Source organism: Brucella sp. GW823-FHT04E01 (assembly GCF_058796175.1).
The window spans coordinates 884,195-899,641 of record NZ_JBXAIK010000003.1; the positions used below are offsets into that span (position 1 = coordinate 884,195).

The window sequence follows — 15,447 nt, forward strand, 5'->3', positions numbered from 1 at the left end:
ATGTATCTCGGGCTCGATCTAGGAACATCCGGTGTCAAGGCGCTATTGATCGACCACGCGCAGACGGTGATCGGTTCGGCCCATGGCGAACTGGACGTGTCCCGCCCCCATCCGGGCTGGAGCGAACAGGACCCGGTACAGTGGATCAAGGCCTGCCGCACTGCAATTGATGGCCTGCGCGCGGCCCATCCGAAAGAGTTTTCGGCGATTGCCGGTATCGGCCTTTCCGGCCAGATGCATGGTGCCACCCTGCTGGACGAACAGGATCAGGTATTGCGTCCCTGCATCCTCTGGAACGATACGCGCAGCTATCGCGAAGCGGCCAAACTCGATGCCGATCCGGCGTTTCGCGCCATCACCGGCAATATTGTCTTTCCCGGTTTTACCGCACCGAAGCTGGTTTGGGTTGCCAATAACGAACCGGATATTTTTGCGCGCATCCGCAAGGTGCTGCTGCCGAAGGACTACCTTCGCCTCTGGCTGACCGGGGAATATGTCTCCGACATGTCGGATTCGGCAGGCACGAGCTGGCTCGATACCGGGGCACGCCATTGGTCGCGCGAGCTTCTGGACAAGACCAACCTCGATGAGAGCCAGATGCCGCGCCTTGCCGAAGGCACGGACGCAACCGGACGGCTGCGGGCCGAACTTGCCGCCGAATGGGGTATCGCCGGTCAACCGGTCGTGGCGGGCGGCGCTGGCGACAATGCGGCCTCGGCCTGCGGCATGGGTACGGTCAAGCCCGGCCATGCCTTCGTTTCGCTCGGCACATCAGGCGTACTCTTTGCCGCAAATGGTGCCTATCAGCCGAAGCCTGAAAGTGCGGTTCATGCCTTCTGTCATGCCTTGCCCGACACATGGCACCAGATGGGTGTCATCCTGTCCGCGGCAAGCGCGCTCGACTGGTATGCACGGCTTGTCGGCAAAACGGCACATGAACTCGATAAGGAACTCGGCGACACGCTGAATGCGCCGGGCAGCGCGACATTCCTGCCCTATCTCTCGGGTGAACGCACCCCGTATAACGATGCGAAGATACGCGGCGTATTTTCAGGCCTTGAGCATGAATCCGATCAGCGCGCATTAACGCAAGCCGTTCTGGAAGGCGTCGCCTTCGCTATCCGTGACAATCTCGCCGCGCTGCAATCGGCTGGCACCGATATCAAGTCGCTGACCGCCGTCGGTGGTGGCTCGCGCTCCACCTATTGGCTGAAGGCAATCGCGACCGCGTTGAATGTACCGATTACCTTGCCGGAAGAAGGCGACTTCGGTGGCGCTTTTGGTGCCGCACGACTGGGCCTCATTGCGGCAACCGGCGTCGATCCATTTGCCGTCTGCACGCCACCGCGTACGGAGCGCACGATAGAGCCGGAAGCCGCCCTGCTCCCTGCCTATGAGGAAGCCTATCAGCGCTATCACGCCCTTTATCCGGCACTTCACGCCCTCGCCGGTTAGTGACGCTGCCGCAAACAATCAGACATGACGACATTCGAACGGGAGGACACAATGAGCACCGGATTTTTCGGCGACATTCAAAAGGTTAAATATGAGGGGCCGGACAGTGATAGCCCGCTGGCATTTCGCCACTATAATCCGGATGAAATCGTGCTGGGCAAGCGCATGGAAGACCATCTGCGCTTTGCGGTCGCCTACTGGCACAGCTTTGCCTGGGAGGGTGGCGACCCGTTCGGCGGACGTACCTTCGACCGTCCCTGGTATTCCAACGAGCTGGATGCGGCAAAGCTCAAGGCTGACGTGGCCTTCGAGTTTTTCTCCCTGCTTGGCGCGCCCTATTATTGCTTCCACGATGCCGATGTGCGGCCCGAAGGGCGCAACTTTGCGGAAAACACGCGATATCTCAATGAAATTGTCGATATCTTCGAGAATAAGCAGGCCGAAACCGGCGTAAAGCTGCTCTGGGGCACAGCCAATCTCTTTTCCAACCGCCGCTATATGGGCGGGGCCGCAACCAATCCAGATCCCGATGTGTTCGCCTTTGCCGCAGCGACCGTAAAAAGCTGCATCGACGCGACGAAACGGCTCGGTGGTGAGAACTACGTGCTCTGGGGTGGTCGCGAAGGCTATGAAACGCTGCTCAACACCGATCTTGGACGCGAACTCGACCAGATGGGACGGTTCCTCAATCTGGTGGTCGAATACAAGCACAAGATTGGCTTCAAGGGCACGATCCTGATCGAACCGAAGCCGCAGGAGCCGACCAAGCATCAATATGATTACGACGTCGCGACGGTTTATGGCTTCCTGAAGCGTTACGGCCTCGAAAACGAAGTGAAGGTCAATATCGAGCAGGGCCACGCCATTCTCGCCGGTCACTCGTTCGAGCATGAACTGGCGCTTGCTCGTGCACTTGGCATTTTTGGTTCCATCGACATGAACCGCAATGACTATCAGTCGGGCTGGGATACCGACCAGTTCCCGAACAATGTGCCGGAAATGGCGCTCGCCTATTATCAGGTCCTGCTTGCGGGCGGCTTCACCACCGGCGGCACGAATTTCGACGCCAAGCTGCGCCGTCAGTCGCTCGATCCGCAGGATCTGCTGATCGGCCATATCGGTGGCATGGATTGCTGTGCACGCGGGCTGAAAGCAGCCGCCGCAATGCTTGAAGACGGCGCATTGTCCAAGCCGCTCGATGAACGTTATGCAGGCTGGAACGGCGATTTCGGCAAGAAGCTTTTGACTGGCCTCTCGCTGGACCAGATCACAGCTGAAGTCGAAACGAAGGACATCAATCCGCAGCCGAAATCCGGCCGCCAGGAGTATCTCGAAAACGTCGTCAATCGCTACGTTTGAAGCCAATAATCGACGGATACAAAAAAGGGCGCCACCAGCGCCCTTTCTTCTATTACATGTCAATTTCTAAAGCTTGACCCAGCCGCCGTTTTTCTGTGACGAGCGCACGCAGGCATCGATGAAAGCAACGCCCTTCAATCCGTCATCGACGGTCGGATAGATCACGGCACTGTCCGGCTTTTTGCCGTTGCGATGAGCTTCGATGGCATTGGCCGCTTCCGAATAGATCGTAGCAAAAGCTTCCAGATAACCTTCAGGATGCCCAGCCGGCACGCGGGTCACGCGGGCGCTCGCAGAGCCAGTACCGGCACCACCCCGCGTGATGAGCCGCTTTTGCTCGCCAAAAGGCGTGAACCAGAGATAGTTCGGGTCTTCCTGCGCCCATTCGATGCCGCCCTTTGTGCCATAGACGCGCAGGCGCAGCGCATTTTCATTGCCGGGCGCAACCTGACTGCACCAGAGCATGCCCTTGGCGCCGCCCGCAAAACGCAGCATCACATGCGCATTGTCGTCCAGGCGACGTCCCTCGACAAAACTGTCGAGATCGGCGGCAAGGCTATCAAGCGTCAAGCCGGTCACGAAGGAGGCGAGATTGAACGCGTGCGTGCCAATATCGCCGGTCGCGCCGCCTAGTCCCGATTGCGCCGGATCGGTGCGCCAGACAGCGCCCTTGGCACCGGTTGCCTCAACCGCTTCGGTCAGCCAGTCCTGCGCATATTCCACCTGTACGACACGAAGATCACCAAGATCGCCATTGGCGATCATCTCGCGTGCCTGCCGCACCATCGGATAGCCGGTGTAATTATGCGTCAGAACAAACAAGGCGTCGCTTTCATCGGCAACCTTTTTCAGCTTCTTCGCATCGGCAAGCGTCGAGGTCAGCGGCTTGTCGCAGATGACGTGAATGCCGCGCCGCAGAAACTCCTTGGCAGCTTCATAGTGAACGTGGTTCGGCGTTACGATGGAAACGGCTTCAATGCCGTTTTTCAGCCGCGCCTCACGAATGGCCATGTCCTTGTAGCTGGAGTAGATGCGGTCTTCGGCCAGCCCCAGTTCACGCCCCGAGGCCTGCGCCTTTTCCGCTGATGACGACAAAGCGCCTGCCACCAGTTCGAACCGGTTGTCGAGCCGCGCCGCCATACGGTGAACGCCGCCGATAAACGCGCCAGCCCCACCGCCCACCATGCCGAGGCGGATACGGGGAGCAGCAGTTTCCGTGGTCTTTGCTTCGATGGTCATTGCGTCCTCATAATCCAAGCATACGGCGATTGGCAGCGTCATCGGTGCCGCCGGATGCGAAATCGTCAAATGCCTTGTCGGTGACGCGGATGATATGCGCCTTGACGAACTCCGCGCCTTCACGCGCTCCATCTTCAGGATGCTTCAGCGCGCATTCCCATTCGACAACGGCCCAGCCGTCAAAATCGTTCGCGGCCATCTTGGAGAATACAGCGCCGAAATCCACCTGCCCGTCACCGAGCGAGCGGAAGCGGCCTGCACGATTGACCCAGCCCTGATAGCCGCCATAGACACCTTGCCGCCCGGTCGGATTAAACTCCGCATCCTTGACGTGAAACATCTTGATGCGGTCCTTGTAGATGTCGATATTGTCCAGATAATCGAGGCACTGCAGGACATAATGCGACGGGTCGTAAAGCATATTGGCCCGCGGGTGATTTTTGACCTGCTCCAGAAACATCTCGAAGGTCACACCATCGTGCAGGTCTTCGCCCGGATGGATTTCATAGCAGATATCGACCCCGTGCTCGTCGGCATGATCGAGGATCGGCTTCCAGCGTCGGGCGAGTTCCTCAAATGCGGTTTCGACCAGACCGGCAGGACGCTGCGGCCATGGATAGACAAACGGCCAGGCCAGCGCGCCGGAAAAGGTTGCATGCGCGCCGATGCCGAGATTGCGCGAGGCGCGGATCGCCATCTTTACCTGCTCAACCGCCCAGGCCTGACGCGCCTTGGGATTGCCGCGCACTTCCGGCACTGCGAAACCGTCGAAAGCTTCATCATAGGCCGGGTGCACCGCAACGAGCTGGCCCTGCAAGTGGGTCGAAAGCTCCGTGACTTCGACGCCGTTCTGGCGAGCGACCCCGGCGAATTCGTCGCAATAATCCTTCGATTCAGAAGCCTTTTTCAGATCGATCAGTTGGCTGGCCCATGTGGGAACCTGAACCCCGGCATAGCCTTTTTCGGCAGCCCATTTGGTGATGCCATCCCATGTGTTGAACGGCGCTTCATCGCCTGCAAACTGCCCAAGAAAAATCCCGGGGCCCTTGATCGTCTTCATCAAATTTCTCCTGAATATGCTCGGACCCCGCCATCAACCGGCATCGAGCAATTTGAGAGCGCGATTCGCGCTGCATATCGGGAATGAAAAGAAAAGCCGTGCGCCCGCTTAGACAGGCGCACGGTCTTCAAGCACCTTAGAACGGCGAATCCGGGAAATAGAAATCCTTCGCATTGTCCTTGGTGACGAGTGTTGCATCGAGGATGTAGCTGCCGCTCACAGGAATCTGGTCATAGAAATGACCGGCGGCGAGTTCCATGGCAGTTGAAACCATTGCTGGCGGATAGAGAACATCAACCGGCACAAGCTTGTCGCCATCCATCACCTTCTTGATCATGTCCTTGGAGCCTGCACCGCCCACAACATACTGGATGTCGCTGCGGTTGGCCTGCTTGATGGCTTCGAGAACGCCGACAAGCATGTCGTCATCCTGTGCCCAGACCACATCGATCTTCGGATATTTGGTCAGGAAGTCCTGCATGACACGGAAAGCATCATCGCGGTTCCAGTTGCCATACTGGCGATCCAGAACCTTCACGTTGGAGCCTTCAATGCCCTTGTCGAAACCGTCCTGACGCTGCTGATCGATCGGGATCGGCAGGCCGCGAATGACGACGACCTGGGCATCGGGCGTGGTCTTCTTGATATATTCGCCGGCGACCTGTCCGAGCGCCGGATTGTTACCGGCCACATAGAGATCGCGGATGGAATTGTCGTTGCTGCTCGGTGCGCGGTCGACCAGAGCGACAAAGGTTCCCTTGTCCTTGATTTCCTTGATGGCGTTGACGAGCGGATCGGGATCGGTCGGCAGAACAACCAGCCCGTCGAGGCCCTGTACGGCCAGATCCTGCAACGCATTGGCCTGCGATGCCGCATCGGGCGACGTCTTGACGATGACGTTGAGGCCCGGATGCTCAGCCATCAGAAGCTTCGCCACACGTTCGGCATGATAGACGACACCTGCCGTCCAGCCATGATCGGCAGCCGGGATCGACACGCCGATCGTCACTTTCTTGTCCTGTGCGCTTGCTGCACCGCCAAAGGCCAGTGTACCCGCCGTCAATGCGGCGAAAGCAAGCTTCATCAAATTCCCTCGCATAGTCTTCCTCCCAGTAAACACGGGGCTCTCATTCCTCTCAGGCTGGAATCGCCCCAACAATTCCGCCAATCCTTAAAGCGTGCCGCATTTCATCGTACTCGTAAGACACGCTTTAAGCTTTTGTTTTCATGCATGTCTTTATCCCAAAACCGCTTCCCGCTTTTGGGAGACACACATTAGACCTATCTTCGCGACAGCGAACGCTGCACCAGCATGGCGATAATGATGATCGCGCCCTGAATAGCCCCGAGCAGATATTCGCTGACGAAGTTCGACAGGATCATGATGTTGCCGATGATCTCCAGAATGAACGCGCCGCAGATCGTGCCCCAGATACGGCCCACCCCGCCGCGTAGAGCTGTTCCGCCAACAACGACGGCGGTAATCGCCTGCAGTTCCCACATCAGGCCGGTCGTGGCCGAGGTAGAACCCAGACGCGGCACATAAAGAAGCACGGCCACAGCGACGCAAAGGCCCTGAATGATGAAGGCTATAGTGCGCACTTTCTTGACGGAAATGCCGGAATAGCGCGCTACATCCTCGTTCGATCCGACTGCAATGACATGGCGGCCATAACGGGTCCGATAAAGGACGAATGCCGCAAGTGCCGCCGTCACGAAGATCACGATAACCGGCACCGGCACGCCAAGAATAGAACCAAAATAGGCCGGGCGATAAAGCGCCTGAATGTCCGGATTGCGCAAGGTGATCGCGCCACCTTGCGACAACCATGTGGTGAGACCACGATAGATGCCCATAGTGCCGAGCGTGGCGATAAAAGGCTCGATGCCGCCAACCGTCGTTATCAGACCATTCAACAGGCCGCAGGCTGCACCGACAATCAGCGCCAGCATCACGGCCGCAATCAACATCATCACCGGATCGGCAATCACTCCACTATTCATGAACAGGATCATGATACTGGCGACAAATGCCACCATTGCACCCACGGATAGGTCGAGCCCGCCGGATGAAATCACATAGGTGGCACCAAGCGCGATAATGGCTATGAAAGCGCTACGCGTTGCGACATTGAGAAGATTGTCGATGCTGATGAAGTTCGGGTTGGCAATCGTGCCCAGAACAAGCAGCAGGGCGAGCGCGATGAACGGGGCAATTGCCCGCAGATCCCAATCCTTGGACGTCCTCGCCACTGAGCTTTTATCGGTCGCAACCTGTGTCATCTACTTCCCACTTTATTGTTTTTATGCGGCATTTTCGGCTTCAACGCCGGTTGCAAGCACGACGATGTCATGTTCCGTCATACGGTCGCCTGTCACCTCACCGGCAACCCGCCCCTCCCGCATCACGACGATGCGGTCGCAGATACCGATCAGTTCCGGCATTTCCGACGAAACGACGATGATTGATTTCCCGTCATCGGCCAGATTGGCGATGAACTGATAAATCTGTTCCTTCGTGCCGACATCGATGCCACGTGTCGGTTCATCAATGATGACGATGGACGGATCGAGCATCATCATCTTGGCAAGCAAAAGCTTCTGCTGGTTTCCGCCCGAAAGCTGACCTGCCAGAATGTCCTTGCGGCCTGTGCGAATATCGAACTCGCGGATCGCATCATCGAGCGCGGAGCGTTCCCGATTGCGATCAATCTGCAAACCGCTCACGAATTTCTTCAATGAAGCTAGCGTGAGATTGACGCCCAAGTCCTTGGACAGAAGCAGCCCTTTGCCCTTCCGATCCTCACTGAGATAAACAATCCCCGCCTTCTGGCTTTCATGCGCATTGCGGAAATGGACCGGCTTGCCATTGTGGCGTGCATCCCCCTTACCGGGTCGCAGACCGACGATCCCTTCCATCAGCTCCGTGCGTCCGGCGCCGACCAGACCGGCAAAGCCGAGTATCTCGCCCCGGTTGAGATGGAAGCTCGCATTTTGCACGTAGCCGGGTACGCTGAAGTTATCGACTTCGAGAATGGCAGCGTTGTCATGCTGGCTTGCGCGGTCAGGATAAAGCTTTGAAACGTCACGACCGACCATCAGGCGGGCCATGTCGGACGGCTGTAATTCCGAAGACAGATGTGCTGAAACAAGCTTGCCGTCGCGAAGCACAGTCACGCGATCGGATATTTCCTTCACTTCCGGCAGACGATGCGAGATATAAAGAACAGCGACGCCCTTTGCGCGAATGTCGCGAATGACTTTCAGCAGCGCCTCCGTCTCAAACGGTGTCAGCGAAGCGGTCGGTTCGTCAAAAATCACCACACGATGCGGCACCAGCAGCACGCGGGCGATCTGGACCAGCTGGCGCTGCGCAATCGACAGGGAGCCGACAACCGCATCCGGATCGATATCGGCGCCCAGATCATGAATGGCCTTGCGCGCACCTTCGCGCATCGATTTATCATCGACAACCAGTCCACGGTTAAGCTCGCGACCAAGATAGATGTTCTGCGCGACGGTCAGATCGGGTGCGAGGAGAATTTCCTGATGCACCAGCACAATGCCCTGCGCTTCGGCCTCCACCGGCCCCGAGAAAGTAACCGGCTTGCCGTCGATGCGGATTTCTCCGCTCGTAGGACGCTCATTGCCTGCAAGCAACTTCATCAGCGTCGATTTCCCGGCTCCATTCTCGCCGATGATCGCATGGACTTCGCCGCCGAAAATGCGCAAATCGATATTTTTCAGAACCTGAACAGGACCGAATGATTTGGAAAGCGACACAGCTTCCAACAGTGCTGGCCGGTCATCTTTATCTGGCGCACTCATGCGCAACCGCCCACAGCGAACTGCCGCATTTTTTGCGTCTTTAATATGCTCTTTGCCGATAGTTCTGGCTGCACGTGAACTCCTCCCAAAGCGTCACGATAAAAAGCTTAGCTTTCGTTTTGAGGTACGTAAAGCAAAATATGCACTCCAAGGTGTTATCAAACCGGAGGAGCCCTGACCTTACAAGGCTTCTGCCGTTAAACAGAAAGGTTCTGATCAATCATCCTGATGGATCGGTTCATCGACAAATGTACCGCCCTGATAGACCGCGAGTGCTGAATCCGGCGCTGGTCGCGGCGTTGTCTTCTCCAGCTCGACCCGGAAACGTTCCGCATTGTCCTTGGGGTGCCAGCCGAGAAAACGGGCATGGCTGTTGTTCCACCACGCCGAATCGTTGTTCGAAACACCCCAGATAACGGGACATCCCAGCATCGGCGCCCGGAAAACACACTCAATCAGACCGGCGAAATCGTCATACGACATCCAGGTCGAAAGCATGCGATGATTGCGCGGCTCCTCAAAACAGGAGCCGATGCGAACGATTGCCGTCTCCTGACCGAACTTGTCATGATACATGCTGGCAATGGACTCACCGAAGCATTTTGAAATGCCGTAAAGACCGTCTGGACGTGTGGGCGCCTTTGCGTCGATATATTCGTCCTGTCTATAGAAACCGATCGTATGGTTTGAGCTGGCAAAAATGATACGCGGATGGCCATGCGCCCGCGCAGCTTCATACAGATTGTACATCCCGACGATATTTGCGTTGAGTATTTTGCTGAAAGACGCCTCGGTCGAAATACCACCGAGATGCAGAATACCGTCGCAACCTTCGACAAGACGCATGACTGCATCTAAATCGCCGAGGTCGCATTGAACCAACTCTTCATTGAGTTTGGCTTTGCCGAGATCGGCAACGTCGGACAGGCGCAGCAGCTCGGCTTTGCCGGCCAGTTTATCTCGCATTACGCGCCCGAGTCCGCCCGCAGCACCGGTAATCAGAAGTCTTTTCACGAAAATCTCCAATCGGACGGGATAGGGCAAAATTCGACCGTTCGGCTTGTGGGCGTCAGAGCCCTCGTGAACGGTTATCTTAAGGATGGAAAAGCAGCGTCCCCTCCCAGGTACGTCGCCGCGACAACCATCATACATGTCCAAAAGTGACGGTCAACGCCGACACAGCCAGCAAACTATCGCTTCCGGCGACGGAACGGACATGATTACTGATCCGGCAACAGGCTAGTCAGATTATCGATGAGCGGCGACCGGTTGTTCTTCATCGAAACCAGCCCCAGCCGAGCCAGAAGCGGCTCGCCTTCGATTGGACGGTAAGTCACTCCGGCCAGCTTGATCTGGGCAATGGCAGCGGGAACAATCGAAACGCCAAGATCGGCGGCGACCAGGTTTACGACCGACGGCATCTGCGGTGCTTCCTGCGCGACGATCATTTCAAAGCCTGCATTTCGGCAAGCCTCAACCACATCGTCGTAAAGGCTAAGCCCCACAATGCGCGGGAAAAGCACGAATGCCTCATTTGCCAGAGCTGAAATCGGCAGCTTGGGATGGACGGCAAGCGGATGATGGCTCGGCAGGGCGATCAGCATCGGCTCATCAGCCAGCCGTTTCATGCGCACATCCTTGGGGTTTTCCAAACCGGGTCGGATGAAGGCGGCGTCCACTTCCCCCCTGACCAGCTTTTCCATCAGAAGATGGCTATTCATCTCCGTCAGGGTCAGCCGGACATCGGGCCATCTGGCGCGAAATTTACGGATCGTGCCGCTGACGACCGGATTGAAGGCAGACGAAGCGGTAAAGCCCAATGCCAGCCTGCCGGTTTCTCCCCGTGCCGCGCCTTGCGCTGCGAGCTTCGCCTTCTCGGCGGCAGCAAGAGAAGCCTTCGCTTCATCGAGGAAAGCCGTTCCTGCTGCGGTCAGTTCGGCTCCATGCGGCACGCGATGAAATAGCGCAACACCGATCTCGTTTTCGAGGTCGCGTATCTGCTGGCTGAGCGGTGGCTGGCCGATACCGAGCTTCGCAGCCGCGCGTGTAAAATTGCCCTCTTCGGCCACGGCCAGAAAATAACGCAGATGACGCAGTTCCATCGCCATATCCAAAAGCTATTACAATCGTCACTTCCATATATTGGACAAATGAAACATCTTTGACTAGATCAAAAAGCGGGAGGATTTGAAAAGGCAAAGTCATGTCACGCCTCGCAGAACGCAGCCTCGACAGCGTCAGAACACCGGAAAGCCAGCTCAAGCTCGTTTCAGCTCCCACGGCAACCGAACAGAAAAATTATCTCGTCAAGGGCACGCCGGCATTCCGCAATGCGAGCATCGCGCTGTTCCTGTCCGGCTTTGCGACCTTCTCCCTGCTTTACTGCGTCCAGCCGCTGATGCCGCTTTTCGCGCATGATTTTAACATCACGCCTGCAGCCAGCTCCTTGTCGCTTTCTGTTTCGACAGGCTTTCTAGCCTTTGCAATTTTCTGTGCCGCAGCTGTATCCGAACGCTTCGGACGCAGGACACTGATGTTCGCCTCGCTTCTCGGCTCCGCACTCTGCACAATAGCCAGTGCATTGGTGCCGGACTGGCATATGCTGCTCGTCATTCGCGCCCTGCAGGGCCTGCTGCTTGGCGGCGTGCCTGCGGTCGCCATGACCTATCTGGCAGAAGAAATCGACCCGCGTGGCCTTGGCGCGTCAATGGGACTTTATATTGCTGGCAATGCATTCGGCGGCATGGCGGGCCGTGTCATCGCCGGAACGCTCGCAGAGTATTTCTCCTGGCGCGTCGGCCTGGCAGGTATGGGCCTGCTGGGACTAGCCGCATCCATTGGTTTCCTCCTCCTGCTGCCCGCCTCGCAGAACTTCGTCCCGCGTCCCGGCTTCAATGCACGGTTTCACCTCGGCGCGTGGATCGGTCACATCCGCAACCCGGCCTTGCCACTGCTCTTTGCCATTGGCTTTCTCGTGATGGGTTCGTTCGTCACCATCTATAACTATATCGGTTTCCGCCTCGTGACGGCGCCTTATAGCCTCAGCCAGACAGCGCTCGGCGCCATTTTCACGGTCTATCTGTTCGGCATTGCAGCTTCATGGCTTGCTGGCAGAATGGGCGACAGGCTCGGCTATTTCACCGTGCTTCCCATCGGGCTTGCCATACAGGCTGCGGGCTGTCTTCTGACCCTCTTTGCACCGCTGCCTGTCATCATTGTGGGTATCATCCTCGTGACAGTCGGCTTCTTCGTCAGCCATTCGGTCGCCAGCGCTCTGGTCGGTCGGCTGGCACTCCACACAAAGGGACATGCGTCATCGCTCTATCTGCTCGCCTACTATCTCGGCTCCAGTGTTGCCGGTGCAGCAGGCGGCTATTTCTGGGTTGCGGATGGATGGTCTGCGGTTGCCGAATTCACCTTTGTCATGCTTGCCATTGCGTTCGCAGCGGCACTGGGTGCAGCCCGCCTGTCAAGCCGGAACTGAGATTGGACAAAAAGATAAAATTTTATGGAACCATCTTCATTCCAGCGCGTTCATGCGGCTCGGAAGGAGAATGATTGCATGCAAATTGTCGATGCTCTGGTCAAAAGATGCGGCAAGGAAAATTCCTATCAGGTAGAATTCATCGGTGAAGATGGCGAAACTGTTTGCGTATCCTTCCGCCACGATTCCGAGGAAGAGTTGAGCCACCACGACGCCATTGCGAGCGCGCTTGCCAAGATGGCGCCGCTCACAGCTTATGGTGCAGCGTTCATCAGCATCCTGTCGGCCAACAAGTTGAACACGGCCGCCACAGCGGCCTGATAAGTTCCAATAGGAAAGCCCTGCGCTCCAGCTGGAGCGCAGGGCTTTTTGTGTCTCTTGATCTGCCTTTTTGAACCGCTTTGGGATTGATATCCTTCTGAAAATTGCCTAGCTGCTTGACAGGAGCGAAGCAATTGACGGAGGTTCGGACATGAGCGAATTGGCCGACTGGCTATCGGACACACATCCGGTCACACGAAAGAATGCGGCTGAAGTTGTATTCGACGATATTCGCTCGGCCATCACATCCGGTCGCCTTGCCGTGGGCACCCGCCTGCCCTCTGAAACTCAACTCGCTGGCCGGTTCGGTGTCAGCCGCCCAATCGTGCGCGAGGCGCTGCGGTCACTACAGACACTGGGCCTCACCCAGACCCGGACAGGTAGTGGCACCTATGTCCTGAATGCTTCCCCCGCGAGCGAACTGAATTATGGCGGCTATTCCGCGCGTGATCTGATCGAGGCACGCCCATTCATCGAAGTGCCGGCGGCAGGCTGGGCAGCTTTACGACGCAGCGCCGAACAACTCGCCAACCTGCTTAAACTTTGCGACAAGATGGACCGCCAGACGGACCCACAGAAATGGGAATTGCTCGATTCCGAATTTCACTGCGCGATTGCCGAGGCTTCCGGAAACACGGTCTTCTCCAAGATTGTCGCTGATGCCCGCGAGGCGCTGATCCAGCAATCTGAACTCGTCAACCTGATGTCTGGCCGCCGCGAAGCTTCGAATGTCGAACATCGCCTGATTGTCGAAGCTATTGAGGCGGGATCGGAAACTGATGCCCGCGCTGCGATGGAAGCGCATCTGAGCAAAGTCAAGACTGCTGTAACGACGATCATCGGCAAGGATGAGGTCTGACACCACAATTGCAGGACCACTGCTTTACACAGGATTCGCGCAGATTATTCATGCCAATCTGGCTTGGCGCGGCATTTTCATACCAGATAAGCACATGCCGGTAACACTTTATTCCTGCTGATTTTTTCCCTGCCAGCCTATTTCGGAAATGCATGCGATGCTTCTCATTTGAAGCCGAATACTTGACGCGCGTTCTGCGATATGCGTTAAAACCGGCTTCAAAATCTGTCATGCAGCTTTACAGAATGCCCATCAAATAGGGATGAATTCCATACCCTCATTGAATGACCGGCGGCGCGCCCTAATTGGCCTTTCACGCCGAACGGTCGCCTGTCGAAACCGCGCTCTCAGGGAGGAGCAATGCCGATCGAAACCATGAAGGCCACCCCGGCCGAACGCGAAGTGTTCATTGAAGAGGACCGTGGTTATCACAAAGCCCTGAAACCGCGTCAGATCCAGATGATCGCCATCGGCGGCGCGATCGGAACAGGGCTCTTTCTCGGTGCAGGCGGACGCCTCGCAATGGCAGGTCCGGCCCTGGTCTTCGTCTATGCCCTCTGCGGCTTCTTTGCCTTTCTGGTGCTGCGTGCACTGGGCGAGCTCATCATGCATCGCCCCAGCTCCGGTTCCTTCGTCTCCTATGCCCGCGAATTCTACGGTGAAAAACTGGCGTTCGTGGCAGGCTGGATGTACTGGCTCAACTGGGCCATGACGTCGGTCGCGGACGTAACGGCTGTCGCGCTCTATATGAATTTCTTCAAGCACTATGTGCCGTGGCTGCAAGGCATTGACCAATGGGTGTTCGCACTGACGGCCCTTGTCATCGTGTTGTCGATGAACCTTCTGTCGGTGAAAGTGTTTGGCGAGCTGGAATTCTGGTTCAGTCTCGTCAAGGTCATTGCGCTCGTGACCTTTCTGGTTGTCGGCATTTACTTCGTTGTCTCCGGCACGCCGATTGACGGTCATTCGGCTGGCTTCAGCATCATCACGGATAGCGGAGGCCTTTTCCCGAACGGCATATTGCCTGCATTCATCATCATCCAGGGTGTGGTTTTCGCTTATGCATCCATCGAGTTGCTGGGTACCACAGCGGGAGAAACCGAAGACCCGCGCAAGGTCATGCCCCGCGCAATCCGCACCGTGGTCTTCCGCCTTCTCGTCTTTTATGTAGGTTCTGTTCTGCTGCTCTCGCTGCTTCTTCCCTACACAGCCTATTCTGCTGGCGAGAGCCCGTTTGTGACCTTTTTCGGCAAGATTGGCGTAGAGGGTGCGGATATCATCATGAACCTCGTCGTCCTGACCGCGGTTCTGTCGTCGCTGAATGCCGGGCTTTATTCCACAGGGCGCATCCTGCACTCCATGGCCATTTCCGGCTCGGCACCAGCCTCGCTGGCCAAAATGAACAAGAATGGCGTTCCCTATATGGGCATCGCGGTTACCGCTGTCGTCACTGTCATCGGTGTTGTTCTCAATGCTGTCGTGCCTGCGGCAGCTTTTGAAATCGCGCTTAATCTCTCCGCACTCGGCATCATCACGGCATGGGGTGTTATCGTCCTTTGTCAGCTGAAACTTTGGCACCTTGCGCGTCGCGGCGAAATCGTGCGCCCGGATTTCCGCATGTTCGGTGCACCTTACACCGGCATCCTCACACTCGCATTCCTGCTTGGCGTGCTTGTCCTGATGGCGCTCGACTATCCAGTCGGCACATGGACGATTGCTTCACTGGCAATCATCGGCCCTGCCCTCATCCTCGGCTGGTATATGATGCGTGAACGCATCCATCGACTTGCTACCGAACGTGCTGTAGACGCCAGCATTCCCGGTAAGTGAGAGGATTCGGAA

13 protein-coding genes are annotated in these 15,447 nt (G+C 56.9%); 6 read left to right on the plus strand and 7 right to left on the minus strand.

Annotation, left to right across the window (positions count from 1 at the left end):
* Positions 1–1,455, plus strand: a complete 1,455-nt coding sequence (gene xylB / locus AC1RHM_RS14460) for a xylulokinase (protein WP_010658610.1) — start codon at positions 1–3, stop codon at positions 1,453–1,455.
* Positions 1,456–1,506: 51 nt separating this feature from the next.
* Positions 1,507–2,814 carry a xylose isomerase gene (gene xylA, locus AC1RHM_RS14465; protein ID WP_010658609.1) on the plus strand — a complete coding sequence of 436 codons (1,308 nt, stop codon included), beginning with the start codon at positions 1,507–1,509 and terminating at the stop codon, positions 2,812–2,814.
* Between the two features lie 66 nt (positions 2,815–2,880).
* Here the strand turns inward: xylA and AC1RHM_RS14470 are convergent, their stop codons facing one another.
* The 7 genes from AC1RHM_RS14470 to AC1RHM_RS14500 form a co-directional block, all read right to left on the minus strand.
* On the minus strand, positions 2,881–4,053 hold the full coding sequence (locus AC1RHM_RS14470) for a Gfo/Idh/MocA family protein (protein ID WP_010658608.1): 1,173 nt from the start codon (positions 4,051–4,053) through the stop codon (positions 2,881–2,883).
* Positions 4,054–4,060: 7 nt separating this feature from the next.
* Positions 4,061–5,113, minus strand: a complete 1,053-nt coding sequence (locus AC1RHM_RS14475; protein WP_010658607.1) for a sugar phosphate isomerase/epimerase family protein — start codon at positions 5,111–5,113, stop codon at positions 4,061–4,063.
* A gap of 136 nt (positions 5,114–5,249) precedes the next feature.
* The gene (locus AC1RHM_RS14480; protein ID WP_010658606.1) at positions 5,250–6,212 is read right to left on the minus strand and encodes a substrate-binding domain-containing protein; all 963 of its coding nucleotides are present in this window, start codon (positions 6,210–6,212) and stop codon (positions 5,250–5,252) included.
* 182 nt (positions 6,213–6,394) lie between these two features.
* Positions 6,395–7,396 carry an ABC transporter permease gene (locus AC1RHM_RS14485; RefSeq protein ID WP_010658605.1) on the minus strand — a complete coding sequence of 334 codons (1,002 nt, stop codon included), beginning with the start codon at positions 7,394–7,396 and terminating at the stop codon, positions 6,395–6,397.
* A gap of 21 nt (positions 7,397–7,417) precedes the next feature.
* Positions 7,418–8,941, minus strand: a complete 1,524-nt coding sequence (locus AC1RHM_RS14490) for a sugar ABC transporter ATP-binding protein (RefSeq protein ID WP_010658604.1) — start codon at positions 8,939–8,941, stop codon at positions 7,418–7,420.
* 216 nt (positions 8,942–9,157) lie between these two features.
* Positions 9,158–9,955, minus strand: coding sequence for an NAD-dependent epimerase/dehydratase family protein (locus AC1RHM_RS14495; RefSeq protein ID WP_010658603.1), 798 nt, complete (start codon positions 9,953–9,955; stop codon positions 9,158–9,160).
* Positions 9,956–10,161: 206 nt separating this feature from the next.
* A complete protein-coding gene (locus AC1RHM_RS14500) occupies positions 10,162–11,043 on the minus strand; it encodes a LysR family transcriptional regulator (RefSeq protein ID WP_010658602.1) in 882 nt (293 codons plus the stop codon).
* Positions 11,044–11,144: 101 nt separating this feature from the next.
* Here AC1RHM_RS14500 and AC1RHM_RS14505 point away from each other — a divergent pair, with 101 nt between their 5' ends.
* From AC1RHM_RS14505 to AC1RHM_RS14520, 4 genes are all read left to right on the plus strand, one after another.
* A complete protein-coding gene (locus tag AC1RHM_RS14505) occupies positions 11,145–12,425 on the plus strand; it encodes an MFS transporter (protein WP_010658601.1) in 1,281 nt (426 codons plus the stop codon).
* 78 nt (positions 12,426–12,503) lie between these two features.
* Positions 12,504–12,746, plus strand: a complete 243-nt coding sequence (locus tag AC1RHM_RS14510; RefSeq protein ID WP_010658600.1) for a hypothetical protein — start codon at positions 12,504–12,506, stop codon at positions 12,744–12,746.
* A gap of 151 nt (positions 12,747–12,897) precedes the next feature.
* The gene (locus tag AC1RHM_RS14515; RefSeq protein WP_010658599.1) at positions 12,898–13,605 is read left to right on the plus strand and encodes a FadR/GntR family transcriptional regulator; all 708 of its coding nucleotides are present in this window, start codon (positions 12,898–12,900) and stop codon (positions 13,603–13,605) included.
* A 360-nt stretch (positions 13,606–13,965) separates the two neighbouring features.
* Positions 13,966–15,435, plus strand: coding sequence for an amino acid permease (locus tag AC1RHM_RS14520; protein WP_010658598.1), 1,470 nt, complete (start codon positions 13,966–13,968; stop codon positions 15,433–15,435).
* Positions 15,436–15,447: the final 12 nt, after the last annotated feature.